The sequence below is a fragment of the Pyxidicoccus xibeiensis genome (assembly GCF_024198175.1).
In the GTDB taxonomy this organism is placed as follows: Bacteria; Myxococcota; Myxococcia; order Myxococcales; family Myxococcaceae; genus Myxococcus; species Myxococcus xibeiensis.
In genome coordinates, this window is sequence record NZ_JAJVKV010000010.1 from 100,774 (window position 1) to 126,018 (window position 25,245).

Below are 25,245 nucleotides of genomic sequence, written 5' to 3' on the forward strand. Positions count from 1 at the left end.
GACAGTGCGCGTCACCCAATTGACAATTCCGGTGAGTTTTCGTGAAACACGCTTAAGCCACTGCTTCGGAGAGCTGCGAACAAGCGCATGCCCCTGGGTCCCGACACCGTAGGCAGGAAGCTCCTTCTGAGCATTGCCCTGCCGGGGTTGGTGGTGGCGTTGCTCGGGGTGGGTCATTTCTGGCGCGAGGCGCGGGTGGCCGTCCAGGACGCCACGCAGGTGGAGTCGCTCGCCCTGGCGGAGTTCGTGGCCTCCACCTTCGCGCTGCCGCAGCTGCCGGACACCCCGCCGCACGAGGCGGTGACGGAGATGCTGCGCTCGGACACGCGGCTGTTCCGCTCGGTGGAGGACGTGCGGGTGCTGACGCCGGACGGGCGCATCCGCTGGTCTCGCCGGCCGGAAGAGGTGGGCACGGTGCACGAGGAGGCGCGGCGGCTGACGGCCCCCGGGCCGGAGACGGCGCGCTCCACCGCGGGGGTGACGGAGGTGGTGCGGCCCCTGGGAGGGCCCGAGTGCGGCAGCTGCCACACCGAGGGGGAGGTGCCGGGCGCCAGCGTGCTGCAGATGCGGATGTCGGAGCCGGCGCTGCACCTGCAGCTCACCGAGGTGTTTCGCGGCGCGCTGGGCTCCATGGTGCTGTTCGTCACCCTGCTGGCGCTCATCACCTCGCTGGCGCTGCACTTCAACCTCACGCGCCCGCTGCGGCGGCTGAACGCGGCCATGGGGCGCGCGGAGGCGGGAGATTTGCTGGTGCGCGCGGACGCGCGGGGCACCGACGAGCTGGCGCGGCTGGGCTCGGCCTTCAACCAGATGCTGGCGCGGCTCACCGCGATGAAGGTGGAGGAGATAGACACCCACCGGGACCTGGCGGTGGTGAAGGAGAAGCTGGCCCTCAAGGAGGAGCTCGAGGAGCGGCTGCGGGAGCTGTCGCTGCTGTTCGACGTGGCGCGCTCGCTCAACGCCACGCTGGAGCTGGACGAGCTGCTGGAGGCCGTCACCCGGCTGGTGGTGGAGCGGCTGAAGATTCCGGACTTCTCCATCATGCTCCTCAACGAGGAGGGGCTGCTGGAGGTGAAGCACGCGTGGCCCGAGGACGGGGGCACGGAGGGGCTCACCTTCGCGGTGGGCGAGGGCGCGTGCGGGCGCGCGGCGGAGTCGCACAAGGCGGTGTACCTGCCGGACCTGGACGACCGGACGAGCATCTTCGCGCGGCGGGGCCTGGTGGAAGGCGCCATGGACCGGGGCGCGCTGCTGGCCGTCCCCATGGTGCACATGGGGACGTTGCTGGGGGTGATGAACTTCCAGCGCCCGGAGGTGGCCAGCTTCTCCGCGGAGGAAATCGAGCTGTTGACGGCCGTCGCGGACCTGACGGCCACGGCGGCGAAGAACGCGCGGCTGCACGCGGAGACGGTGAAGCTCACCATGACGGACCCGCTCACCGGCGTGCCCAACCGCCGGCACCTGTTCCAGCGCATGGAGCTGGAGCTGGCGCGGGCGCAGCGCTTCGGCACGCCGCTGGCGCTGCTCATGGTGGACGTGGACCACTTCAAGCGCCTCAACGACGTGGCGGGCCACCGGGTGGGCGACGAGACGCTCCGCCGCGTCTGCGACGTGCTCCGCGTGCGCGTGCGCAAGGTGGACACGCTGGCGCGCTACGGCGGCGAGGAGTTCGTCATCCTCCTGCCCCAGGCCACCAAGGCGGACGCGGCGGAGGTGGCGGAGAAGCTGCGCCGCGCGGTGGCGGAGACGGTGCTGCTGGCCCAGCCCGGCCTGCCCGGCAACCACGTCACCGTGTCCATCGGCGTGGCCCACTTCCCTTCCGACGCCACCACCCAGGAGGAGCTGGTGGACTGCGCGGACGCGGCGCTCTACTGCAGCAAGCGCACCGGCCGCAACCGGACCACCTCGTTCGAGGCCGGCATGGAGATGCACCCCGGCCGCGAGCGCGGCCCCCATGCCCCGCCCGCCGAGCCGCCCACCGTCCCGGGCGCCACCGCGCCGGGCGGCGTGGCCAAGGCGTAGCGCCAGACGTGCTGCTTCAGCGGGTCACCAGCGTGCGCACCGTGGGCAGCATCAGGTCCGCCCACTCCTCGTAGCCCACGTCGGACGGGTGGAAGCCGTCGTGACAGAAGAAGTGGGGGCCGTTGGGGATCATCTCCTTGCTGGCCGTGTAGAGGTCCACCAGGTGCAGGCCATGGGCCCGCGCCACCTCCGCCAGGGCGGCGTTGAAGGGCTCGATGCGGCCCTCGTAGAGGGCGCTCGGCACCAGCTTCGCCACCGGCGCCAGGGCCATGTCCGCGATGTTCACCAGGACCAGGGGCGCGCCCGTCTGCTTCAGCCGGCGGGCGATGCGGTCCAGGTCGTCCTGGAAGTCCTCCAGCGCGGTGCCGCGCCAGATGTCGTTGGTGCCCACGCCCAGCGTCACCAGGGTGGGCTGCTCCGCCACGGCGCGCTTCACCTGCTGGGTGAAGACGTCGCGGATGCGGGCACCGCTCTGGCCCAGGTTGGTGAAGCCCACGGACAGGCCGTCCTTCCGCAGGCGGGAGGCGAGGCGCTCCGGGTAGCCCCCGCCGCGCGCCGCCCCCACCCCCACCGCCGTACTGTCGCCGAGCGCGACGTAGTGGATGCTCATCCTGCTTCGCGTCTCCCGTGCCTCACGGCACCCGCAGGGCGCGCAGGGAGCGCACCCCGCCCGGCCCGGCCACGCGCAGCAGCAGCGTGCTGCCGGCCTGGGCGCCCTTGATGACCTTCGCCAGCTCGTCCGCGCTGCTCACCGGCTTGCGGTTGACCTCCACCACCAGCATGCCGGGCTCCAGCTGCGCGCGGTCCGCGGGGGAGCCTGGCACCACGTCGGTGACGAGCGCGCCCTGGCGCTCGGTGAAGCCCGCCTGCCGCGCGGTGCGCACGTCGAGGTTCTGCAGGCTGACGCCCACGCGGCGCGAGCTCTCCTGCTCGTCGCTCTCGCGGGACTTCTTGGCGGCCACGCCCTCCAGGTCCGGCCGCGTGCCCAGCGTCACCTTCACGTCCTGCTTCTTGCCCTCGCGGAAGATGCTCAGCGTGGAGACGCTGCCCGGCCGCTTGAGGGCCACGGTGCGCGTCAGCTCGCTGCTGGAGCTCACCGTCCGCCCGTCGATGGCGGTGACGACGTCGTCCGTCTTCAGCCCGGCCTTGGCCGCCGGCGAGTCGCCCCTCACCTCGGTGAGGATGGCGCCCTCCGTCACGGGGAGCTTGAGCGCGCTGGCCAGGTCTCGCGTCAGGTCCTGGATGCCCACGCCCAGCCACGCGCGGGTGACGGCCCCTTCCTTCTGGAGCTGCGGCAGCAGCGCCGTCACCAGGTTGCTGGGCACCGCGAAGCCGATGCCGGTGCCGCCGCCGACGATGGCGGTGTTGATGCCCACCACCTCGCCCTTCATGTTGAAGAGCGGGCCGCCGGAGTTGCCGGGGTTGATGGCGGCGTCCGTCTGGAGGAACTCGTCGTACGCGCTGGCGCCAATCTCGCGGGCCCGCGCGGAGACGATGCCCAGGCTGACGCTGGAGGCCAGGCCGAACGGGTTGCCGATGGCCACCACCCAGTCGCCCACGCGCAGCGCGTCCGAGTCGCCCAGCTTCACCGTCGGCAGGTTCTCCACCTTCTCCTTCAGCTTCACCAGCGCCACGTCGGTGAGAGGGTCCCTCCCCACCACGTCCGCGGGGAAGGAGCGCCCGTCATCCAGCCGGATGGTGATGGAGACCGCGTCCTCCACCACGTGGTTGTTGGTGAGGATGATGCCCTTGGGGTCGATGATGAAGCCGGAGCCCGCGCCCTGGCGCAGCGGCGCGCGCCGCTCGCCTCCCGGTCCACCGCCGCCGCCGAAGAAGCGGTCGAAGAGCGGGTTGTCCTCCATGCCGCCCCCGCGCGTGCCGCCGCGGGCCTGAACGTCCACGTTGACCACCGCGGACTTCACCGACTCCACCAGCGGGGCCAGCGACGGCAGCGCCTGAGCCTCGCGCGTGGCGGGCTGGAGCACGTTGGCCCCCTGCGCGGGAGCCTGCTGCTGGGCCTGAGGCGCGGGCGGCGCCGGCTTCGGGGCCGGGGCCTGGGCAGGCGCGACGCCCGGCAGCGCGAGGAGGAGCGCGGCGACCAGGGCCCTCCGGAAAGCGACGGAAGAACGGTTCATATGTACTCCTAGCTAAGGCGGAAAAGACGCACCGCAAGCGAAACGCAGGCTCGGAACGGCGGGAGGACGGGCGGCCACCCCGCCTGTCCCCAGAGCGCTCAACCAGGCCGGTAGATGCGGTAGTCGAGCTCTGGAAAGAGGTTGTCGCGCCCCTCCACCTGGGTGAGCCAGGGCTCGTCGATGGCGCCGGCGCGCACCTGGTCGTGCAGCTTCTGGAAGCGGAGCACGTGCTCGCGGGTGCGGCGTTGGGCGTACTCCACCATGGTGCCGGTCTTCATGATGAAGGCCCAGTCGGAGGACTGGGCGAGCAGCAGCTCGCGCGCGGCCTGGTTGAGCGCCCGGCGCGGCAGGGAGCCGGTGTCGTCGGGGAAGTCCCGGGCCAGCTCCACCATCTGCTTCGCGCAGTGGTGCAGGTGGCGGTAGACCCAGTCGTTGGCGCTGTCCAGCCACATGTGCGAGTAGCCGCCCGCGCCCCACGAGGACAGCGGCGGCGTGGCCACCTGGTTCTCCGGGTACTCGCGCAGGTCGTCGGACGGTGACACCAGTTGGAACGTCTTCTGGTCCGAGGCGGCCTTGCGGATGAGGAAGTCGAGGAACATGGGCCCCTCGAACCACCAGTGGCCGAACAGCTCGGCGTCGTACGGCGCGACGACCACCGGCTTGCGGCCGCCCAGGCGCGAGGCGAGGTACTCAATCTGCCGCTCGCGGTTGTAGAGGAAGTTGCCGGCGTGGACCGCGGCGCGCTCGCGGGCGACGTCCGGGTCATAGGGCTGCTTGTCGTTCGTCTTCCCGGTGATGCGGAAGTACTTGAAGCCGGTGTTCTTGCGGTCGCCGGTGGGCTGGATGTACGGGCGGATGTAGTCCAGGTCCAGGTCCCAGCCGATGTCCCGGTAGAACTCGCGGTAGTCCGGGTCGCCGGGATAGCCGTGCTCGGTGCTCCACACCTGCTGGCTGCTCTCCGGGTCTCTCGCGTAGGCGGCCACCCCCGCCTCGGTGAAGATGGGGGCGTAGGGGCCGTGCAGCGGGCGCGGGACGGCGTCCGTCAGGGCGTGCGTGTCCACGAAGAAGTAGCGGATGCGCTCGTTGGCCAGCACGCGCTCCAGCCCCGGGTAGTAGCCGCACTCGGCCAGCCAGATGCCGGCGGGGTCTCTACCGAAGTTCTGCCGGTAGTGGTTGGCGGCCACCGACACCTGCGCGCGCACCGCCTCCGGCACCTGCTGCATGAGCGGCAGGAAGCCGTGCGTGGCGTTGCAGGTGAGGATGTCCAGGTAGCCCGCGTCCTGGAGGCGGCGGAAGGCGAAGACCAGGTCGCGCCGGTAGCGCTCGTGGAAGGCCGTGCGCAGCGACTCGAAGTGCTCCCGGTGGAAGCGGGCCAGCCGTCCGAAGGTGGGGGCATCGCGGGTGCGGTGGACCTCGCGCGCGCCCAGCTCGCACAGCGAGTCCAGCCGCCGTGCGTAGCGCGACATGAGCAGCTCGTCGCGCAGCATGGCGACGAGCGTCGGGGACAGCGTCATAGTCACCCGGAACTTGATGCCGTCCTCGGCCAGCTTGTCGAAGACGAGCAGCAGCGGGAGGTACGTCTCGGAGATGGCTTCGTAGAGCCAGTCCTCCTCGAGGAAGTCCTCGTGCTCGGGGTGTCGGACGAAGGGAAGGTGCGCGTGAAGGACCAGCGCGAGAGAGCCCAGGCTCATAAGCAGTCGAAGTGTCCGTGCGGGTTCACGAATGGCCGCTGCCCGAAGGCGGCTTCCGGAGGGTGGGCTCTTCCGTGGAGCCTTGAGGACGCGGCGAAGAGTCGAGGTGGCGCTGGTCCGACGCGCCCGGAGCACGCGGCGGTGACTCCAGGTAGCGCTGGTCGGAGGCACCGGGTGCACGCGGCGGCGACTCCAGGTAGCGCTGGTCCGAAGCACCCGGAGCACGTGCCGGCGACTCCAGGTAGCGCTGGTCCGAAGCACCAGCCGCGCGTGGCGGTGACTCCAGGTAGCGCAGGTCCGAGGCGCCAGAGGCGCGCGGCGGCGACTCCAGATAGCGCATGTCGGAAGCCCCCGGAGCACGTGCCGGCGACTCCAGGTAGCGCTGGTCCGAGGCGCCCGTCACCCGAGCAGGAGCCTCGAGGTAGCGCTGGTCGGAAGCACCCGGAGCACGTGGCGGCGACTCCAGGTAGCGCAGGTCGGAGGCGCCAGGAGCGCGGCCCGTCGTCTCCAGATAGCGCATGTCCGACGCGCCGGGCGCACGGCCGATGTCCAGGTACTGATGCGCAGTCCGCGCTCCGCTGGCCGCCCCTTCCGCGTAGCGCATGTCCGAAGCACCGGGTGCGCGGCCGATGTCGAGGTACTGATGGCCTCGCTGCGCGGCTCCCTCCACATAGCGCTGCTCGGAGGCTCCCGGCGCCCTGCCCGGCGAGTCCAGGTAGCGCTGGTCCGAGGCACCGGGCGCTCGCGCCTGGAACTCCACGTAGCGCATGTCCGAAGCACCGGGCACCCGCGCCTGCGACTCCACATAGCGCTGGTCCGAAGCACCGGGCACCCGCTCCTGCGAATCCATGTAGCGCTGGTCCGAGGCACCGGGCGCGCGCTCCTGCGACTCCATGTAGCGCTCGTCCGACGCGCCCAGGGCGTCGGGGCCCGTCCGTTCGCGGCGGGACTCGGGAATGTCCTGCACACCACCGCTGCCCGGCAGGTTGACCCTGCGCCAGGTGATGTACTCGCGCTCCTCGACCTCGGGCGTCCGCGCGCGCGCCGCGGGCACGGCCTCCGGGACGAACTGCGGCTCGGGCCGGCGCGGCGGAACGCGCAGGAAACGCACGCTGGTGTCCGTCGACGTGCCGGTGGGCGGCAGCGCCACGCGGTTGGTCGAGGGACCGATGCGGTGCGAACGTCCATTCCTTCCGACGAAGTGCACCTCGACGCGGTAGTACCGGCCCGGGGGCAGCTCCCGGATGTAGAAGCTGCGAGACTCGAGCGCACAGTCCAGCTCGCGCACCATCTTCTCGCCCTCGAACACCCGCAGCACGGAGCGCGGAGCGTCCAGTCCCTTCAGTGCCCGGTTCCGCGAGGCGTCGCTGAAGTCCCAGGACACGAAGAGGGTGTACGGGTCCCTCGGCAGCAGCAGCGCGCTGTCATCCTGGTAGCTGTGCGGCAGCTCTCCCAGCCCTTCGTCATCCGCTGGAGGGCTGTTCTCGGGGGGAGGCGGCGGTGACGCGTCCACCAGATGGTGACTGCGCGCCTCGCCCTCTCCCATGACCCGCGCCACGAAGAAGCCCTCCACCACCGGCTCCGCGACGTGCTGGACGCTGGGCGGCTCCGGCGGCGAGGCGACGGCGGCAGCCGGGGCAGGTGCTTCCGGAGGCGGCGCCGGGACGCTCACGCCTCCAGCGCTGGCGGCCGACTCCACGGGCGGGGTGGACGGGGGAGGCTCGGGAGGCATGGACTCCTTCGAGCCGCGCGGTTTGGGCGGGAAGTTCACCACCTGCGCAGGGCGGGCAGGCGGGTTGGCGCCCGGCTTCTCCGACGCTCGCTTTGCCGCCACGCGCTTCGGCGCGGACACCCGCCCCTCCTGGTCCGGCTTCTTTGCGGTCCTGCTCTTCGCCACGGGCTTCTCGACGGGAGCCTTCGCCGCGCGAGGAGCCTCCTTCTCCGGACCCTTGCCCTTGGCGCCCCTGGCGGATTCCTTGGAGGTGGAAGCCTTGAAAGAGGAGGCAGCGGCCTTCTTCGCAGGCGCGGCAGAACCTTTGGCAGCGGAACTTTTGCGCGGCACGGTGAGACCTGCCAGGCGGGCGAGCTTCGCCAGGGCAGGGACGTGCGCAGCCAGCGCGGAGATCAACTCCTCCTTCTTCAGCTTGCTGTAACCGCTCCCCAGGTGCTTCTGGGCCAGCTCTCTGAGGTAGCTGACGGTTACGCTCTTGAGGTCGTCCATAGGCAAGGTGGCCTTTAGGTCGCTGGCACTGGAGGGTCAACGTGCCAGCATTTCATGTGTTCTTCGCCCGACCCCCCCTCCCCTGCTTCGCCCGATGACACCCAGGATGCGGCCCGGTATCCTGCCCACGCTTGAGCGACCTGCCCAGACTGCTCCTGTGCAGTTTCGACGTCATCCCCGGTCCGTCGGGCTCGTCGCGCCGTGTCACGGAGTACTTGAAGGCGCTGCCGGACCGCTTCTCCGTGGTGGTGCTGTCGGCGAAGACGCCTGACCACTCCCATATCGAGAAGTACCAGGGCGCTCGGCTGCTCCGGGTGCCGGTAGGCTCGGGGGACCTCGCGTCCCGAATCCAGGCCTTCGAGCGGGCCGTGCGCCGCCAGTTGGAGAGCGAGGAGTACGCGCTCGCGCACTTCACGGACCCCTTCGGTGGCTATGCGCTGTGCGAGCTGAAGGCGGACTACGGCTACCGCCTCATCTACGAGGCGCAGACGCTGCCCTCGCAGGAGCTGCGGTACACGCACCCGCAGACGGAAGGCGACCGGCGCTTCCTGTCGAGGATCCGCAGGCAGGAGCTGTTCTGCCTGATGAACGCGGACCTCATCGTCACCGGCTCGCAGACCACGCGTTCGTACATCCAGTCGCTCGGGGCGAGCGAGGACATCATCCGCGTGCTGCGCGCGCCGGTGGACCTGCAGCCGTACGCCCCGGATGCGCTGGGCGCTCCGGACGGCGACCCGTTGCGGCTGATGTACCTGGGCAGCCAGGTGGGGTGGCAGGGGCTGCCCACGCTGCTGCGCGCGCTGGCGCTGGCCGTCAAGCAGGTGGAGGTGCGCCTCACGCTGGTGGGCGCCCGGCACGCGGACTGGCAGCCGCACCTGGATGACCTGGTGAAGGAGCTGGGGCTGAAGGACCGGGTGGAGTTCCAGGCGCCCGTCCACCACGACGACGTGGCCAAGGTGCTGGCGCTCGCGGACGTGGGCGTGCTCCCGCTGGACGACGTGGAGCGCAACCGGCTGCAGGGCGGGCCCCTGGCGAAGGTGTCCGAATACTTCGCCGCCGGCCGGCCCGTCATCGCCGCGGACCTGCCCGTCACGCGCGAGCTCATCCCGGCGAAGGCCGCCGTCTTCTTCCCCTCGGGAGATGCGCAGGCGCTGGCGGAGCGCATCGTCGGGCTGGCGCGCGACATTCCCCGCCGCGTGGAGCTGGGGCGGCAGGCGCGGGCGTATGCGGAAGAGGCGCTCGACGCGGGGCTCATCCGCGGGAAGCTGCTGGACCTCTATGACTCGCTGCTGGACAAGCGGTCGGTGCCGGTCGCGGCCCGGAGCGAGGACGACCTTCCTTCGCACACCACGGTGACGGGCACGCCCACCAACCGGCTGGCCGCGCTGCTGCCACCGGAGCCCACGCCCATCTCCAAGCCGAAGACGGCGCCGCGCGAGCAGGGCTCCCGGTCCGACAGCGACGAGCCCTCGCGCGAGGAGCTGCCGCTGGTGATGGGGCAGGTGCTGGACGAGGGGCTCGACACGCGCCTCATCAAGACGGAGCTGGAGGCGCCCTCGGCGGAGCCTCCGGTGGTGATGGGCCTGCCGCTGCGCGAACGCGATTCGTCGCCGACGCCCGCGACGGTCGTCGTGGGTCCGGAGCTCTCGGAGCTCCTGTCCGCGAAGTCGTCCGTCCCGAGCAGGCCCGTGCCGCCGTCACGCGTGGACGAGCCGCCCGCGCCGACTCCCACGCCCACGCCTACGCCCATCGTTCGCGGCCCGAGTACTTCGACGGCTGACGAGCCACCAGCCCCTACCCCCGTCGTTCGCGCTCCGGAGCCCGCTGAGTCCGAGGAGCCGCCCGCGCCCACGCCAGTCGTCCGCGCTCCCACGGGCCGTGAGGAGCCGCCTGCGCCTACGCCGGTCGTCCGCGCTCCGACGAGCCGCGAGGAACCTCCCGCGCCCACTCCGGTCGTCCGCGCTCCGACGAGCCGCGAGGAACCTCCCGCGCCCACTCCGGTCGTCCGCGCCCCCACGGGCCGTGACGAGACGCCGACCCCTACGCCCGTCATCAAGGTTCCCCCGCCTCCGTCGACGGCCTTCCGCGCAGCGACCTTCACCTCGACGTATGACGAGCCGCCGGCCCCCACGCCCATCGTCAAGGTGCCCGCTTCGCTGCTCATGCGCGAGGACGCGCCCGCCCCCATCCGCGGCGGCGGCATCTCGAGCCGGAAGGACGAGCCCCCCGCGCCGCAGCCCCCTGCGCCCCCGCGTCCGGTGATCAGCTCGCGAAGCACCTCGGACCGCGTGGAGACGCCCTCTGGACGCATCCCCGCCCTCTCCACCCCGTCCCGAGGCATCCCCGCCCTCGAACCGGAGCGCCCGCCGCCGGTGCCGCGCCCGGGCTCGACGACGCCGGAGACCCGGATCCCCGCGCTCCCTCCGCTGATCCGCGGCGGCACCTCCACCCCCGAGCCGGAGCGCCCGCCCCCGGTGCTGCGCCCGGGCTCGGCGCCGTCCGAAACGAGCCTCCCTCCCATCATCCGTGGAGGGACCGCCGCGTCCTCTGAGCCGGAGCGCCCCCCCGCGCTGGCGCCCCGGGCTCCCGCCCTGCCCCCGATACCCCGTCAGCGCCCGCCGCAGCTGACGCAGTCGGAGCCTCCCCGCCTCGAGCCCTCGGGTGCGCCGCCGCCGCGCCCCGTGCTGCCCCCTTCGCTGAAGGCGTCCCTCCCCTCGCCCACCAGCCAGGAAGACGAGCCCGAGGAGATCTCCGCCGACGAGGCCCAGCCCATCGACGAAGGCGCCGACGGTACTGCGACTCCCGCGCACTCGCGCCCACGTCTGGAGGAGCCTCCTGAGATCAGCAGCGACGAGGTGGAGGAGGCCGAGGTCTCCGTCAGCAGCGCCGCCCGGCTGATCGAAGACGAGGCCGAGCTGCACGAGGCAGAGCCCGAGCTGCACGAGGCGGAGCCCGTCCCAGAGGAGGAAGGCCCCGCGCCAGAGCCCGTCCCCTCGTCACTGAATCCGTGGTTCGCGCAGCTCGCCCACGGGTACTGTCCACCGGACGGCATCCGGTTCGACCGCCACACGCCACCCACCACGTTCCCGGGTCGCGATGAGGGCACCCACCCCTCCCCTCCGCCCCTGGCTGGACATACCTCCCAGGGCGTCGGGCGCGGCAAGAGCTCGTGAAGCAGCCAACCGAGCACCACCCATAAACTTTCCAAGGCTTGCACGCGCCCGATAGGATGCTGCGGTTTTCACAGCACTTTTTCCGGGTCAAAGGGCTTCATGGAGCGTCGGGTCCTCATCGTCGAAAGCCAGAACGAATTCGCCCTCAGCATGGCCACCGTGCTCAAAAGCGCGGGGTATCAGACGGCCATGGCGGCGACTGCGTCTGACGCGCAGCGTGAGCTGGAAAAGCGTCGGCCGGATCTGGTCGTGCTGCGCGCCGAGCTGCCGGATCAGTCCGGGTTCGTCCTCTGCGGGCAGATCAAGAAGGGCAAGTGGGGCCAGAATCTCAAGGTCCTGCTGCTCTCCTCCGACACCGGGGTGGACGGCCTGACGCAGCACCGTCAGACGCCGGGCGCCGCGGACGGTTACCTCGTCATTCCCTTCGAAATGGGAGAGCTCGCTTCCATGAGTTACGGCATCGTCCCGCCCGGGACCGATGAGTCGGACGCGTCCCTGGACGCGGCCCTCAACGGCAACGGGCCGCGTGAGGCGCCGCCGCCCATGCCTCCTCCCATCCGCACCGCCGCCGGCGGCCCGCCCAAGCTGCCCAAGCGCGAGCGCCGCAGCGCGATGACGGACGAGGACCGCGCGTTCCTCGACCGCGCCTTCCAGTCCATTGCCGACCGCAAGGCGGAGCTTTTGGCCGAGTCCCGCCAGCTCAAGCGCCCGCCCCCGCGCCGCGAGCTGATGGGCACGCCGGAGGGAAAGATTCAAATCCTCCGCGACGAGCTGAAGACGCGCGAGGCCCAGCTGGCCCGCCTCTCCGAAATCTGGGGCGTGCGCGAGCGCGAGCTGCTGTCCGGCGAGGACCGCCTCCACGAGAAGGACGTGGAGCTGCAGGGCCTGAAGATGCAGGTGGATGACCTGCTGCGCCGCTTCAACGAGGCCCAGCAGGCCATGCTCCAGAAGGAGCGCGAGCACGGCGCCGCCGTGGACGACCTGCTCCTCCAGAAGTTCTCCCAGGAGAAGGACCTCATCGAGGTCGTCGCCTCCAAGGAGAAGGACATCAACGTCCTGCGCAAGGAGGTCAGCAACCGCAAGGACGAGCTGGAGCGCCGCGCCTCGGAGCTGGACAACCTCCGCGGCCAGTACGACGAGCTGGAGAAGCACCTCGGCGTCGTCACGCTGGAGTTCGAGGTCAAGGAGCAGAAGCTCCAGGACGCCCTCCGCGCCCACGAGGCGGAAGTCGCCCGGCTGGGCAAGCGCGGGGACGAGTTCGAGGCGGAGCTGGGCCGCACCGTCAGCGAGCGCGACCAGCGCTACGCCGAGCTGAGCGGCGAAATCCAGGCGCTGCAGGACCGGCTCCAGGAGACGGAGCAGGAGCGCGACACCACCGTCCGCGCCCTGGAGGCGCGCGCCACCGCCGCCGAGGAGCACGGCGCCCAGGCGGACGCCGAAATCACGCGGCTCAACGCCGAGCGCGACGCCCTGGAGGCCCGGCTGTCGCAGCAGGTGGCGGACCTCGAGTCCGACCTCGCGCGCACCCTCAGCGAGCGCGACCAGCTCAAGCTGGACAAGGACGCCCAGGAGGAGGACCTCACCCGCCGCGTCGAGGACCGCGACGCGAAGATCGGCACGCTCGAGCGCGAGCTGTCGGAGACCATCGCCCACAACGAGCAGACCGAGGCGGACCTCAACGCCAACATCCAGCAGCAGCTGGAGCGCATCGGCGAGCTGGAGGGCGAGGTCGAGTCCGTCAAGACGCACCTGGCGGACCGAGAGGCGGAGCTGAGCGCGGAGCTGCAGGCGCTCAACGAGGCCAAGGACGCGCTGGAGACCGACCTCACCGACAGGCTCCAGGCCCTCAACCAGGCCAGGGACGCCCTCGAAGCGGACCTCTCCGGCCAGCTCGAGCAGCTGCGCTCGCTCAAGGCGGAGCTGGAGGCGGACCTCACCGGCCAGATTCAAGCGCTCACCTCGCAGCTGGACGAGTCCACGCGCACGGGCGAGCAGCTCACCGCGCGCGTGGCGTCGCTGGAGGACACCGTCGCCCAGCGCGAGGCCACCATCGAGGGCCTGCAGGGCGACGTCGTCGCCCGCGACCAGCGCATCTCCGAGCTGACCGGCGACCTGGAGGCCACCTCCCAGACGCTGGCGCAGACGCAGGAGACGCTGGCCCGCACCGAGCAGCAGCTCTCCGACACGCAGGGCACCCTCGCCCGCACCGAGGAGACGCTCTCCGAGACGCGCGGCGAGCTGGAGGCCACCTCCCAGACGCTCGCGGACACGCAGGCGCGGCTGTCCCAGACGGAAGAGGCGCTGTCGGGCACCCGCGGCGAGCTGGAGGCCACCAGCCAGACGCTGGCGCAGACGCAGGACACGCTGGCCCGCACGGAAGCCACGCTGACGGACACCCAGGCGCGGCTGTCCCAGACGGAAGGCGCCCTGGCGGAGACGCGCGGCGAGCTGGAGGCCACCAGCCAGACGCTGGCGCAGACGCAGGACGCGCTGGAGGAGACGCGCGGCCAGCTGACCGACACCACGGGGCAGCGCGACACGCTCCAGGCCGAGCTGGAGGAGACGCGCGCCGCGCTCCAGGAGACGAACAACATCCTGGGCCGCACCACCGACGAGCGCGACCAGCGCATCGCGGAGCTGAAGGCCCTCGGCGAGGCGAAGGACGCGCTGGAGGACCAGCTCACCGGCCAGATTGGCCAGCTCCGCGGCGAGCTGTCCGAGACGCAAGGCAACTACGAGGCCGAGCGGGCCGCGCACGAGAAGCTGGCCGCCGAGACGAGCGCGCAGATTGACGCGCTCACCGGCGAGCGCGACGGGCTGCGCTCCGAGCTGGAGGCCACCAGCCAGACGCTGGAGCAGACGCAGGGCCACCTCGCCGCCACCCGGGACGCCCTGGGCCGCGAGCAGCAGGCCCACACCGCCTCGAAGCAGGCGGCGGCCAGCACCCAGGCCGCACTGGAGGCGCAGCTCACCGAGGCGCGCAACCTGGGCGAGGACCTGGGCGAGCAGCTCACCCTCACCAAGCACGAGCTGGGCGCCGCCGTCGCCGAGGTGACGCGGCTGTCCGCGCAGCTCGCACAGGTGGAGGACGCGCGGGGCAACCTGGAGGAGCGGCTGCACGCGCTCACCGAGGAGTCCCAGCGCCGCGAGGAACTGCTCCAGAACGACCTGGCCGGCAAGGGCAAGGAGCTGTCGGACACGCTCCGCAAGCTCACGCAGGTGACGCAGGAGAAGATGCGTCAGGCCGAGGTGCTCAACCGCGAGGTGGCCACCCGGACGGACCAGCTCAAGGCGCTGGAGACGAAGCTCCAGACGCAGGCCGCCGACGCCAAGCGTCACGCGGACGAGCTCGGCCAGCAGATGGCCGGCCTCAACAACCAGCTCGAGCTGGGCAAGAAGGCCCTCGCCGAGCGCGAGGAGAAGCTGCGCGCCGCCGGTGCCGCGCAGCAGAAGCTCACCGCCGAGCGCAACGAGCTGGCCGGTCAGCTCCAGCAGTCCGAGGCGAAGCTCCAGCAGCAGGCGCAGCACGCCGCCCAGGAGCGTGCCGAGGCGAAGCGTGCCTCGGACGAGCTCGCCGCGAAGCTGGCCAAGGCCGAGCAGCGCGTCGCCCAGCTCACGCAGGAGGCCCAGGCCCGCGCCACCGAGGCGGAGGCCAAGGCCAAGGACCTGCAGGGCCAGCTCGCCACGCGGGCCAAGAAGATCCAGGACCTGGAGCTGGCGGTGGAGAACGCGCAGGGCGCCAAGGCCCGCGTGGAGAAGGACCTCAACGCCCGGGTGGCCGCCGCCGAGGGCAAGGCCAACGAGGCCGCGGCCCGGCTCGCCACCGCGCAGAAGGAGCGCAAGGACCTGGAGACGCGCCAGCTCAAGGAGCTGGAGGACCTCGCCTCGAAGCAGAAGGCGGAGCTGGAGCGCCGCGAGGCCATCAAGGCCCAGGAAGTGGCGCGCCTGCAGCAGTCCGTCCAGGAGAAGAGCAAGGCGCTCAAGGTCGCCGAGCTGGAGCTGGCCCGCTTCAAGAGCAAGGCCCCCGCCGCCGCTGGCGCCAAGGCCCCCGCCGCCAAGGCCGCCCCCGCCGAGGAAGACGACCTGGCCGTGAGGACGCAGCTCAACCAGGTCATCCCCCCCGCCGCCCAGCCGGCTGCCGCCGCCGCGAAGCCCGCGGCCAAGGCCGCCGCGAAGCCCGCCGCCAAGAAGGCCGCCCCGGCCCCCGTCCCCCCGCTGGGTGGCGACGAGGACCCCAGCGACCGGACGATGGTCGTCCAATTGCCCACGACGGTCGCCAAGGAAGACGACGACTGGACGGCCCTGGTGGACGAGCTGGACAAGTAGCGCCGTCCGGGGCTCCGGCCCCCCCCGCCGTCTTCCCGGCACCGCTGTCGGGAAGGCGGCAGGGGAAACGGCGCGTCCCCGGACCCTCCTGCGGGAGGACCTCGGGGACGCGGGGTGCCACTGTTGACTTTCGTGCGGAGTCCCCGGTTTCCCGGGGGCGTGCTGCGCTACCCTGACATCCGTGCCCTACCCGGCGCCGGAGTCACAGGGCGGAGCGGGCCTCGCGAACCAGCTCCTTGAAGTGGAGCGAGGCCAGCACGGAGCGCAGGGACGCCTCGGCTCCATGGCTCTGCGCCTCGGCCCGGGCATGCAGCCAGCGAGCGCGGAGCGTGCGCACCGCGATGTACGCCAGCAGGACTGGGAAGCCTCCCGGGAGGAGCACCACCGCCACCGCCATCGCCATCTTCAACCACGCCCACACCATGACCGCTGACCTCGCTGCTTCGGAATTGCGGCAGTCAGATGCAGGAGGCGCGCCAGGGATGCGAAGAAAATTTCCCAGCGTGGTTCCGCAGGGTTGCACGGCAGGGAGGCGAGTTGCCCACGGTGAGGGCGCTGGAACCCTGGCATTTTTGCCGCAGTCGGCTGGAAGCGGTCGGTTAAGTTTCCAGGCGTGAGCACCCCTTCGACGGTTGAGACCCGCTGCTTCACCAGCGTGGAGGACGCGGAGCAGCGCCTGGAACAGGTGGGCTACCTGTCCTCCCCCGAAATCGCCACGACGGCCTTCCTGGCGGACCGGATGGACAAGCCCATCCTGGTGGAGGGCCCGGCCGGCGTGGGCAAGACGGAGCTGGCCAAGGCGCTGGCCCAGGCGCTGGGCCGCGAGTTCATCCGGCTCCAGTGCTACGAGGGCCTGGACGAGGCCAAGGCCCTCTACGAGTGGGAGTACGCCAAGCAGCTGCTCTACACCCAGCTGCTCAAGGACAAGATTGGCGACATGGTGCAGGGCACCCGCACGCTGACGGAGGCGGCGGACCGGCTGGCCTCCAGCGACGCGGTGTTCTTCTCCGAGCGCTTCCTCTTGCCCCGCCCGATTCTGCGCGCCCTGCTCTCCGAGCGCCCCGCCCTGCTGCTGGTGGACGAAATCGACAAGGCGGACCCGGAGTTCGAGGCCTTCCTCCTGGAGGTGCTGTCGGACAACGCCGTCACCATCCCCGAGCTGGGCACCTTCCGCGCGAAGCACATCCCCCGCGTGGTGCTGACGTCCAACGCCGCGCGCGAGCTGTCGGACGCGCTCAAGCGCCGCTGCCTCCACCTGCACATCGACTTCCCGGACCGCGAGCGCGAGCTGCGCATCGTCAAGTCGCGGCTGCCTCACGTGCCCCGCGTGCTGGCCGAGCAGGTGGTGGAGGCCGTGGCCGCCATCCGCGAGCTCGACTTGAAGAAGGCCCCCTCCATCAGCGAGACGCTCGACTGGGCGCAGAGCCTGGCGCTGCTCAACGCCGAGCAGCTCACCTCCGACATGGTGGCCGCCACGCTCAACCTCGTCCTCAAGTACGAGGGCGACATCGAGAAGGCGAAGGCGAACCTCCCTCAAATCGCGCAGGCCTGAGGCGCGGAGCGCCCCGTGAGCCCCCGCCCGTGCTGCTGAAGGAACGCTTCCAGATAAACCGGCCGCTGGAGGAGCTGGAGCTCTCCCTGGTGCGCGCGGCCATGGCGAACCCGGCCCTCCTCGACTCGCGCGAGGAGGCCATCCTCCGCACCGCGCTGTCCCTCGCGCGCCTCTATAAAGTCCAACACGGAGGGCTCGACGTCGGCGTGGGCGCCCTGCTGACGCCCTTCCGTGAAGAGGTGGAACGGCGCCTCGCCCCCGTCCTCCGGGGCCCGCGCCCGCCCACCCGGGATCAGCTGGTGCCGCACGTGAGGGACTTGCGCGAGCACGCCGCCCAGGCCCGCGACGGGGTGGCGCGGCGGCTGCGCGAGCGCGTGCCGCTGGAGGCGCTGGACCGCGAAATCCGAAAGAAGGAGCTGGTGCTGGTGGCCGGCGGCGGCGGGGGCACCGCGTTCGTCTACCTGGGGGTGATGAGCCTGCTGGACGAGCACGGCCTGGAGCCGAGGCTGGTGGCGGGGGCGTCCATGGGCGCCATCCTCGCCATCATGCGCGCGCGGATGGCGCGCTTCGACCCCACGGAGATGATCAACATCGTCCGGGGGCTGTCCTTCCGGAAGCTCTTCCGCTTCATCTCCACGGAGAGCCGCTACGGCCTGCCCGCGGCGCTGCGGCTGTTCCTGCGCTCGGGGCTGGGGCGCTTCTTCGGCGCGGGGCCGGAGGGCAGCGGCCTGCGGCTGCGAGACCTGCCCGTGCCCACGCTCATCGCCGTGGGCGGCATCCGCCGCGGCATGCTTCCCCGGCCGCTGGAGTATTACGAGCGCCTGCTGGGCACCAGCCCGCTGGGCCTGCTCAACCCCGCCGGCGTGGCGCGGCGCATCCAGGCCGCCATGGGCGCCATGGCGGAGCTGTTCACCCGCCCGGAAATCACCGTCCGCCTCCACCTGGGCGCGGACGACGCCACCAGCGAGTTCGACGCGCTGGACGCCGCGGGCTTCTCCTCCGCGCTGCCCGGCGTCATCCACTATGACGTGCTGCGTGAGGACCCGCGCATGCACGGCCTGCTGGACGGGCTGATGGCGCAGCACGGCGTGGCGCGCCTCATCGACGGTGGGCTGGTGGACAACCTGCCGGCGAAGGCGGCCTGGAAGGCGGTGGCCCGGGGACGCATCGGCACGCGCAACGCGTTCATCCTCGGGCTGGACGGCTTCGCGCCCCGACTGGCCACGCCCTTCTGGCTGCCCCTGCAGCGACTGGCCGCGATGACGGTGGCGCCCAACCTCCCCTACGCGCACCACATCAAGCGCTTCTCCCGGACGCTGTCCCCCCTGGAAGTGGTGCCCAACGTGGAGCTGGCATCGAAGGCCCTCCAGCTGGGCCGCAAGGCCCTCGCCGAGGACATGCCCTTCCTCCGCCGCATGCTCACGCCCCTGCCCCCGGTGTTGTGAGGCCGCGCGAAACCTGTTTCACGCTTTGACCTCATAGGGTCGGGCTGGCTAGAAGGCCCGGGCAGTCCCATCTTGAACTCCCCCACGTGAAGGGAACCTTCGAATGAGCTCGACCTCGAGTAGCACGTTGCGCGCGGACCAGATCTGGCTCGATGGGAAGATGGTGAAGTGGGACGAGGGCCAGGTGCACGTGATGACGCACGCGCTCCACTACGGGCTCGGCGTCTTCGAGGGCATCCGGGCGTACAAGACGCACGACGGCCGGCTCGCCGTCTTCCGGCTGCGCGAGCACATCCGCCGCCTGCTGGACTCGGCGCACATCATCCAGCTGAAGATGCCCTACTCCGAGGACGAGCTCGTCGAGGCGTGCCTGGAGCTGCTGCGCCGCCAGAAGACCCTCTTCGCCAACGGCGCCTACCTGCGCCCGGTGGCCTTCATGGGCGACGGCGCCATGGGCCTGGGCGCGGTGAACCCCACGCGCGTGGCCGTCACCGCCTGGGACTGGGGCGCGTACCTGGGTGACAAGGGCCTCAAGGAGGGCATCCGCGCCAAGGTCAGCTCCTTCACGCGCATGCACGTCAACGTCAACATGGTGCGCGGCAAGATCACCGGCCAGTACGTCAACTCCATCCTCGCCAAGCGCGAGGTGGTGAACGCGGGCTACGACGAGGCCATCCTCCTGGACATCAGCGGCTTCGTGGCCGAGGCGTCCGGCGAGAACATCTTCATGGTGAACAAGAAGGGCATCATCAAGACGCCCCCCCTGTCCTCGCCCATCCTGGACGGCATCACCCGCGACACGGTGCTCCACCTGCTGCGCGACAGCGGCCGCCAGGTGGAGGAGGTCACCTTCACCCGTGACGCCCTCTACATCTGCAACGAGATCTTCTTCACCGGCACCGCCGCGGAAATCACCCCCGTGCGCGAGGTGGACAACCGCACCGTGGGCACCGGCAAGCCCGGCCCCATCGGCCAGTTCGTGCAGGAGACGTACTTCCGCACCGTGCGCGGCCAGGAGCCCCGCTACGCGGAGTGGCTCACCTACGTCTGACGTCCATCACCTGACGCTCCGTCCCCCTCCCCCACCCTGTCCGGCGGGAGGGGGCCTTTTCCGGGTGCGTCCATGTCCGTCCCCCGTCCCCCGTCCCCCTGCCCGGCCCCCGTGCGGCCTCTGGAGGCCCGGGGTGCCCCCTATCCGTCCCCGCCGTCCGCTGGATGGGCTAGAACACGGGCCTGATGCCTCCCGCCGGGTACGCGTACGACGACAATCCGTTCAAGCTCGAGAACCCATCCATCCTCGACATCGCTCCCGCCGAGCCGAAGTCGGTGGAGGAGACGGGGCTGAAGATGGGCCTGCTCGCGGACATGGGCCTGAAGTACCTGTACTACGCGGGCATGGGCACGGGCATGGGCATCGCGGACGAGATGCGCCTGCCCTGGTCCGGCGTCGTCGAGCACGTGGTGGACTTCCTCACCACGGAGAAGCTGGTGGACCTGCGCGGCGGCAAGGGCTTCGGCCGCGCCTCCGTGGAGTTCGTCCTCACGGAGAAGGGCCGCGAGTACGCGCGCGACGCGCTCACCCGCAACACCTACGTCGGCCCGGCGCCGGTGCCGATTGAGCAGTACAACGCCCTCATCACCAGCCAGACGGAGGAGACGCCCGTCGTCAGCCAGGAAGATTTGGTGATGGCGCTCAGCCACCTCACCGTCCCCGCCGAGCTGATGGACAAGCTGGGCCCCGCCGTCAACTCCGGCCGCTCGCTGTTCCTCTACGGCGCGCCCGGCAACGGCAAGACGAGCCTCGCCGAGGCCGTCTCGCACATGTTCGGCGGCGAGGTGTACGTCCCGCACTGCCTCGAAATCGGCAATCAGATCATCCAGGTCTACGACCGGCTCATCCACACGCCGGTGCCCCTGGAGCTGGGCCGCGACTCGTCCGGCCGCCGGCAGACCTTCGAGATGGACAACCGGTGGATGCTCTGCCGCCGGCCCTCCGTCGTCGTGGGCGGCGAGCTGACGCTGCAGACGCTGGACCTCATCTACTCGGAGAGCACCCGCTTCTACGAGGCCCCGTTCCAGGTGAAGGCCAACGGCGGCATGCTCCTCATCGACGACTTCGGCCGCCAGAAGGTCCACCCCACCGACCTGCTCAACCGGTGGATCGTCCCCCTGGAGAAGCGGGTGGACTTCCTCACCCTGCACACGGGCAAGAAGTTCGAGATTCCCTTCGACCAGCTGCTCGTCTTCTCCACCAACCTGGACCCCAAGGAGCTGGTGGACGAGGCCTTCCTGCGCCGCATCAAGTACAAGATTGAGGTCGGCAACCCCGACGAGGAGTCCTACCGGGAGATCTTCCGCCGCGTCTGCGAGGCGGCGGGCATCCCCTACGTGGACCAGGCCGTCACCTACCTCATCGAGCACTACTACAAGCCGCGGAGCATGGAGCTGCGCTCCTGCCACCCCAGGGACCTGGTCTCCCTCATCCGGGACGCCGCCCGCTACCGGCAGATTCCCCCGGCGCTCTCCAAGGACCTGCTCGACCAGGCGTGCGAGGTCTTCCTCGTCAGTATTTAACGAATTCGTTGTTCCAACCGTGCGGAATTTCTAGAATCCACGCGCCGTTGTACTGCTCGGCCGCATGCCGTGGACTGCCGCCCCGCGCGGAGCCTCGGCGAGAAGGAGCCGTAGTCCGTGAAGGAACGCTACCAGGACATCGACGAGAAGAACGAGGCGCTGCGCGAGTACCTCGACATCTACAAGGAAAAGCAGCCGGCGCGCGAGTTCCTCGACAGGCTCGAGATGTCGTGGATCTACCACGACGCCGCTCTGGAGGGAGTCGTCTACACCCACCAGGAGCTGATGGCGGCGCTGTTCCCCGGACGCACCAGCGCGGAAGCCTCCATGATTCCCGTGGTCCTGGAGATACGGAACCACAAGGGCGTCTGCGACTACATCCGCGAAGAGGCGGCGGGCGCCAAGAAGCAGGCGCAAATCACCCTCACCACCATCAAGCGGATGCACGACCTGTTCCTGGGCAACACGCCCGAGGCACAAACGGAGCGGGCCCGGATGGAGCGGCGCGAGCGCACGGAGAAGGAGCTCGCCAAGGAGCGTGACAGGTCCGGCTTCCGCAAGGACATGCCGCTGCACCGCACCTACTTCCACGACATCTCCCAGCCCGCCAAGATTCAGGGCGAGTTGGAGAAGCTGGTGGACTACACGGCCAGCGCCGAGTTCCGCGAGTTCCACCCCATCAAGCAGGCGGCGACGGTGCAGCACCGCTTCCTGCAGATCTTCCCCTTCACCGAGCACAGCGGGAAGGTGGGGCGCATGTGCAGCAACCTCATCCTGGTGCGCAACGGCTACATGCCGGCCATCATCCACTCCATCGACCGGCAGCGGTACTACGAGTCCTTCCGCGGCCCCGTCGCGCAGTTCCGCACGGTGCTGATGGATGCCATGGAGAACTCGCTCGACAACGGCGTGAAGTACTTCAAGGACCTCGCCCGGAAGTACAAGGCCATCAACAACTAGCGGGAGCCTCGCGGTCGCCGTGCTCATCGGAGCTCACGAATCCATCGCCGGAGGCGTGAGCCAGGCCTTCGCCAGGGCGGAGGAGCACGGCGCCCGGGCGCTGCAGATCTTCACCAAGAACGCGCGGGGCTGGAGCGCGCCCCCGCTGACGGAGGACGAGCGGCTCGCCTTCCGCGCGGAGGCGAAGCGCTCCGGCCTCCCCGTCATCGCCCACGGCAGCTACCTGGTGAACCTCGCCACCGAGGAGCCCGCCCACCGCGAGCGCTCCATCGACTGCGTCACCGAGGAGCTCACCCGCTGCGAGCGCCTGGGGATTCCCTACCTCGTCATGCACCCCGGCACCCACCCGGACGCGGAGCGCGGCCTGACGCTCATCGCCCAGGGCCTGGACGAGGTCCACGCGCGCTGCCCCCGCTTCCGCGCCCGGGTGTGCCTGGAGGGCACCGCGGGCCAGGGGGCCTCGCTGGGGTGGCGCTTCGAGCACCTGGCGGAGATCCTCTCCCGGGTGGGCCGGGAAGAGCGGCTGGGGGTGTGCCTGGACACCTGCCACCTCTTCGCGGCCGGCTACGACGTGTCCACCCCACGGGGGTACGAGGCTGTCATGGCCGAGTGCGACAAGGTGGTCGGCCTGGCCAGGGTGCGCTGCTTCCACCTCAACGACTGCAAAAAACCCCTGGGATGTCGCGTGGATCGGCACGAGGAGCCCGGCAAGGGGGCGATCGGGCTCACGGCTTTTCGCTGCCTCGTGAAGGATGCGAGGTTCGTCGACACCATTGGTGTGCTGGAGACACCGTTCCCCGAACGTTATGGGGAGAACATCCGGCTTCTCGAATCCCTCGGCCGGAGGAAGTAAAGAAGAGCCGCCATGCCCGCGACCCACTCCCTCAACAGCCGCCGCCCCAATGGAAGCACCGGAGGCGAGCTGACGGAGCCCCCGCTACCCCGACTGGCCGAGCTGCCGGCCCGAGACAAGCTGGAGCGACTCCTGCGTGTGGCCAAGGGCCACAAGAGGGCCCTCATCCTCACGCACGACAACCCGGACCCGGACTCCATGGCCGCCGCGGTGGCGCTCGCCCAGCTGCTGGAGCGCCGGGCGGGCATGGAGGCGCACGTCGGCTACGGCGGCATCATCGGCCGGGCGGAGAACATCGCCTTCGTGAAGGTGCTGCGGCTGCCCGTCTCGCACGTGTCGCAGCTGGACTTCGACGACTACGACCTCTTCGGCCTGGTGGACACGCAGCCCAGGGTGGGCAACCACTCGCTGCCGACGAAGCTGACGGCGCACCTCGTGGTGGACCACCACCCGCTGCGCGAGGAGAGCCTGGAGTCCCCCTTCGCGGACGTGGGCGGTGACTTCGGCGCCACGTCCACCATGCTGGTGGAGTACCTGCGCGCCGCGCGGCTGGAGCCCTCCGTGGAGGTGGCCACCGCGCTCTTCTACGGCCTCAAGGCGGACACGCGCGACTTGGGCCGCGAGACGACGCAGACGGACGTGGACAGCTACCTGTGGCTGTTCCCGCGCATGGACAAGCAGCTGCTCGCGCAGATTGAGCACCCGGAGCTGCCGGCGCGGTACTTCCAGCTGTACCACACGGCCTTCGAGCGGGCGAAGGTGTACGGCACCGCCATCATCACCGACCTGGAGGAGGTCTACTCCCCGGACATGGTGGCGGAGGTGGCCGAGCGGCTGATGTTCCTCGAGGGGACGAAGTGGTCGCTCGCCTTCGGCACCTACCGCAACCAGCTCTACATGAGCCTGCGGGTGAAGGACCGGCGGATGAACGCGGGCCGCCTCATCCGCGAAATCTTCGAGGACTACGGCGGCTCCTCGGGCGGCCACGGCAGCATGGCGGGCGCGCGCCTGCCCCTGTCCGGCAAGGCGGCACAGCGCAAGGCGCTCAAGCGCGAGCTGGTGAACCGCTTCAAGGAAGCCTTCGGCGTCGCGGGCGAGCGCCCGGTGTCGCTGCTGTGCGCGCAGGACACGTGATCTACTGGGACTACAACGCCGCCGCCCCGGTGCGTTCGGAGGTGGCGGCGCTGCTCTCCCGCGCCTTCGCCCACGGCGGCTTCGGCAATGCCTCCAGCGTGCACCAGGGCGGCCGCGACGCGCGGGCCCGCCTGGATGCGGCGCGGGCGAAGGTGGCCCGGGTGCTGGGCTGTGAGCCGAAGGAAGTGACGTTCACCGGCTCCGGAAGCGAGTCGGACGCGCTCGCGCTGGTGGGCGCGTGGCACGCGAGGCCGGTGCCCGCGCGGCGCCGCGTGGTGACGTCCTCGGTGGAGCACCCTGCCCTGCTGGGCGCGGTGGCGCAGCTGGAGCGCGAGGGCGCCACCGTCGTGCGCGTGGCGCCGGGACCGGACGGGCGCGTGCGCGCGGAGGACGTGCTCGGCGCGCTCACGGACGACACGGCGCTGTGCTCGCTGATGTGGGCCAACAACGAGACGGGCGTGGTGCAGCCCGCGGCGGAGGTGGCCCGCGCGTGCCGGCAGCGCGGCGTGCTGTTCCACACGGACGCGGTGCAGGCAGCGGGCAAGGTGCCGCTGTCGCTGCGCGAGGTGGACGCGGACCTCCTGTCGCTGTCGGCGCACAAGTTCGGCGGCCCGCCGGGCGTGGGCGTGCTCGTCGTGCGCAAGGGCGTGGACGTGCGGGCGCTGACGCCGGGGCACCAGGAGGGCGGCCGCCGCGGGGGGACGCAGAACGTGCCCTACGCGGAGGCGCTGGCCCTGGCGCTGGAGCTGGCCTCGGCGGAGCTGGCCCCGGTGGCGGCCCGGCTGGGCGCGCTGCGCGATGGCTTCGAGCGCGAGGTGCTCTCGAGCCTCCCCGACGTGGAGGTGAACGGCGCCGGGGTGGCCCGCGTGCCCAACACCAGCAACCTGCGCTTCCACGGCGTGGAGGGCGAGTCGCTGCTCATCGCGCTGGACCTGGAGGGCATCTGCGTGTCCACCGGGGCCGCCTGCGCGTCGGGGACGCTGACGCCGTCGCACGTGCTGCGGGCCATGGGACTCACCGCCCCCCAGGCGCGCGGCAGCCTGCGCTTCAGCCTGGGCCCCGGCACCTCCGAGGCGGAGGTGGAGCGCGTGCTCCAGGCGCTCCGCCAGCACGTGCCGAAGGTCCGCGCGCTCGCTGGCTAGCTGGCCCCCACGAGGAC

Annotated in this window: 17 protein-coding genes; 12 read left to right on the plus strand and 5 right to left on the minus strand. The window is 70.9% G+C overall.

Features of this window, described 5'->3' with window-relative positions; translation table 11 throughout:
- Window positions 1-87: 87 nt before the first annotated feature.
- Window positions 88-2,022, plus strand: coding sequence for a GGDEF domain-containing protein (locus tag LXT23_RS34840; protein ID WP_253984710.1), 1,935 nt, complete (start codon window positions 88-90; stop codon window positions 2,020-2,022).
- Window positions 2,023-2,038: 16 nt separating this feature from the next.
- On the opposite strand, the gene LXT23_RS34845 is transcribed toward LXT23_RS34840, so the two are convergent.
- The 4 genes from LXT23_RS34845 to LXT23_RS34860 all read right to left on the minus strand — a co-directional run bounded on the left by LXT23_RS34845 (window position 2,039) and on the right by LXT23_RS34860 (window position 7,580).
- Window positions 2,039-2,632 carry an SGNH/GDSL hydrolase family protein gene (locus tag LXT23_RS34845; protein ID WP_253984711.1) on the minus strand — a complete coding sequence of 198 codons (594 nt, stop codon included), beginning with the start codon at window positions 2,630-2,632 and terminating at the stop codon, window positions 2,039-2,041.
- A 22-nt stretch (window positions 2,633-2,654) separates the two neighbouring features.
- A complete protein-coding gene (locus tag LXT23_RS34850) occupies window positions 2,655-4,157 on the minus strand; it encodes a Do family serine endopeptidase (RefSeq protein WP_253984712.1) in 1,503 nt (500 codons plus the stop codon).
- A 98-nt stretch (window positions 4,158-4,255) separates the two neighbouring features.
- Window positions 4,256-5,848: a glycoside hydrolase family 57 protein gene (locus LXT23_RS34855; protein WP_253984713.1), complete on the minus strand. Its 1,593-nt coding sequence runs from the start codon at window positions 5,846-5,848 to the stop codon at window positions 4,256-4,258.
- A 25-nt stretch (window positions 5,849-5,873) separates the two neighbouring features.
- On the minus strand, window positions 5,874-7,580 hold the full coding sequence (locus tag LXT23_RS34860; protein WP_253984714.1) for a DUF4912 domain-containing protein: 1,707 nt from the start codon (window positions 7,578-7,580) through the stop codon (window positions 5,874-5,876).
- On the opposite strand from LXT23_RS34860, the gene LXT23_RS34865 reads away from it, so the two are divergent.
- The 3 genes from LXT23_RS34865 to LXT23_RS34875 all read left to right on the plus strand — a co-directional run bounded on the left by LXT23_RS34865 (window position 7,579) and on the right by LXT23_RS34875 (window position 15,568).
- A complete protein-coding gene (locus LXT23_RS34865; protein ID WP_253984715.1) occupies window positions 7,579-8,001 on the plus strand; it encodes a hypothetical protein in 423 nt (140 codons plus the stop codon). The two genes, LXT23_RS34860 and LXT23_RS34865, sit on opposite strands and share 2 nt — an antisense overlap.
- Window positions 8,002-8,200: 199 nt before the next feature.
- Window positions 8,201-11,242, plus strand: coding sequence for a glycosyltransferase family 4 protein (locus tag LXT23_RS34870; protein ID WP_253984716.1), 3,042 nt, complete (start codon window positions 8,201-8,203; stop codon window positions 11,240-11,242).
- A gap of 99 nt (window positions 11,243-11,341) precedes the next feature.
- Window positions 11,342-15,568 (plus strand): response regulator, encoded by a 4,227-nt coding sequence (locus tag LXT23_RS34875; protein ID WP_253984717.1) that lies wholly within the window; start codon window positions 11,342-11,344, stop codon window positions 15,566-15,568.
- Between the two features lie 202 nt (window positions 15,569-15,770).
- Here LXT23_RS34875 and LXT23_RS34880 read toward each other — a convergent pair whose 3' ends face one another.
- Entirely contained in the window at window positions 15,771-15,992 is a 222-nt protein-coding gene (locus LXT23_RS34880) for a hypothetical protein (protein ID WP_253984718.1), read from the minus strand.
- A gap of 189 nt (window positions 15,993-16,181) precedes the next feature.
- On the opposite strand from LXT23_RS34880, the gene LXT23_RS34885 reads away from it, so the two are divergent.
- The 8 genes from LXT23_RS34885 to LXT23_RS34920 all read left to right on the plus strand — a co-directional run bounded on the left by LXT23_RS34885 (window position 16,182) and on the right by LXT23_RS34920 (window position 25,228).
- On the plus strand, window positions 16,182-17,120 hold the full coding sequence (locus LXT23_RS34885) for an AAA family ATPase (RefSeq protein ID WP_253984719.1): 939 nt from the start codon (window positions 16,182-16,184) through the stop codon (window positions 17,118-17,120).
- 29 nt (window positions 17,121-17,149) lie between these two features.
- Window positions 17,150-18,565 carry a patatin-like phospholipase family protein gene (locus tag LXT23_RS34890; RefSeq protein WP_253984720.1) on the plus strand — a complete coding sequence of 472 codons (1,416 nt, stop codon included), beginning with the start codon at window positions 17,150-17,152 and terminating at the stop codon, window positions 18,563-18,565.
- A gap of 103 nt (window positions 18,566-18,668) precedes the next feature.
- A complete protein-coding gene (locus tag LXT23_RS34895; RefSeq protein ID WP_253984721.1) occupies window positions 18,669-19,616 on the plus strand; it encodes a branched-chain amino acid transaminase in 948 nt (315 codons plus the stop codon).
- Window positions 19,617-19,798: 182 nt separating this feature from the next.
- Window positions 19,799-21,139: an ATP-binding protein gene (locus tag LXT23_RS34900; protein ID WP_253984881.1), complete on the plus strand. Its 1,341-nt coding sequence runs from the start codon at window positions 19,799-19,801 to the stop codon at window positions 21,137-21,139.
- Between the two features lie 117 nt (window positions 21,140-21,256).
- Window positions 21,257-22,099, plus strand: coding sequence for a Fic family protein (locus LXT23_RS34905; RefSeq protein ID WP_253984722.1), 843 nt, complete (start codon window positions 21,257-21,259; stop codon window positions 22,097-22,099).
- A 19-nt stretch (window positions 22,100-22,118) separates the two neighbouring features.
- Window positions 22,119-22,952 (plus strand): deoxyribonuclease IV, encoded by an 834-nt coding sequence (locus LXT23_RS34910; protein WP_253984723.1) that lies wholly within the window; start codon window positions 22,119-22,121, stop codon window positions 22,950-22,952.
- Window positions 22,953-22,964: 12 nt separating this feature from the next.
- Window positions 22,965-24,086, plus strand: a complete 1,122-nt coding sequence (locus tag LXT23_RS34915; RefSeq protein ID WP_253984724.1) for a DHH family phosphoesterase — start codon at window positions 22,965-22,967, stop codon at window positions 24,084-24,086.
- Window positions 24,083-25,228 carry a cysteine desulfurase family protein gene (locus LXT23_RS34920; RefSeq protein WP_253984725.1) on the plus strand — a complete coding sequence of 382 codons (1,146 nt, stop codon included), beginning with the start codon at window positions 24,083-24,085 and terminating at the stop codon, window positions 25,226-25,228. The genes LXT23_RS34915 and LXT23_RS34920 overlap by 4 nt, the downstream gene beginning before the upstream one ends.
- Window positions 25,229-25,245: the final 17 nt, after the last annotated feature.

Excerpts from the sequence above, each read along its gene's own strand:
- LXT23_RS34865 (WP_253984715.1), top strand. The coding sequence starts at position 7,579 with ATGGACTCCTTCGAGCCGCGCGGTTTGGGCGGGAAGTTCACCACCTGC.
- LXT23_RS34915 (WP_253984724.1), top strand. The coding sequence starts at position 22,965 with ATGCCCGCGACCCACTCCCTCAACAGCCGCCGCCCCAATGGAAGCACC.
- LXT23_RS34855 (WP_253984713.1), bottom strand. The coding sequence starts at position 5,848 with ATGAGCCTGGGCTCTCTCGCGCTGGTCCTTCACGCGCACCTTCCCTTC.
- LXT23_RS34895 (WP_253984721.1), top strand. The coding sequence starts at position 18,669 with ATGAGCTCGACCTCGAGTAGCACGTTGCGCGCGGACCAGATCTGGCTC.
- LXT23_RS34850 (WP_253984712.1), bottom strand. The coding sequence starts at position 4,157 with ATGAACCGTTCTTCCGTCGCTTTCCGGAGGGCCCTGGTCGCCGCGCTC.
- LXT23_RS34845 (WP_253984711.1), bottom strand. The coding sequence starts at position 2,632 with ATGAGCATCCACTACGTCGCGCTCGGCGACAGTACGGCGGTGGGGGTG.
- LXT23_RS34880 (WP_253984718.1), bottom strand. The coding sequence starts at position 15,992 with ATGGTGTGGGCGTGGTTGAAGATGGCGATGGCGGTGGCGGTGGTGCTC.
- LXT23_RS34840 (WP_253984710.1), top strand. The coding sequence starts at position 88 with ATGCCCCTGGGTCCCGACACCGTAGGCAGGAAGCTCCTTCTGAGCATT.
- LXT23_RS34860 (WP_253984714.1), bottom strand. The coding sequence starts at position 7,580 with ATGCCTCCCGAGCCTCCCCCGTCCACCCCGCCCGTGGAGTCGGCCGCC.
- LXT23_RS34875 (WP_253984717.1), top strand. The coding sequence starts at position 11,342 with ATGGAGCGTCGGGTCCTCATCGTCGAAAGCCAGAACGAATTCGCCCTC.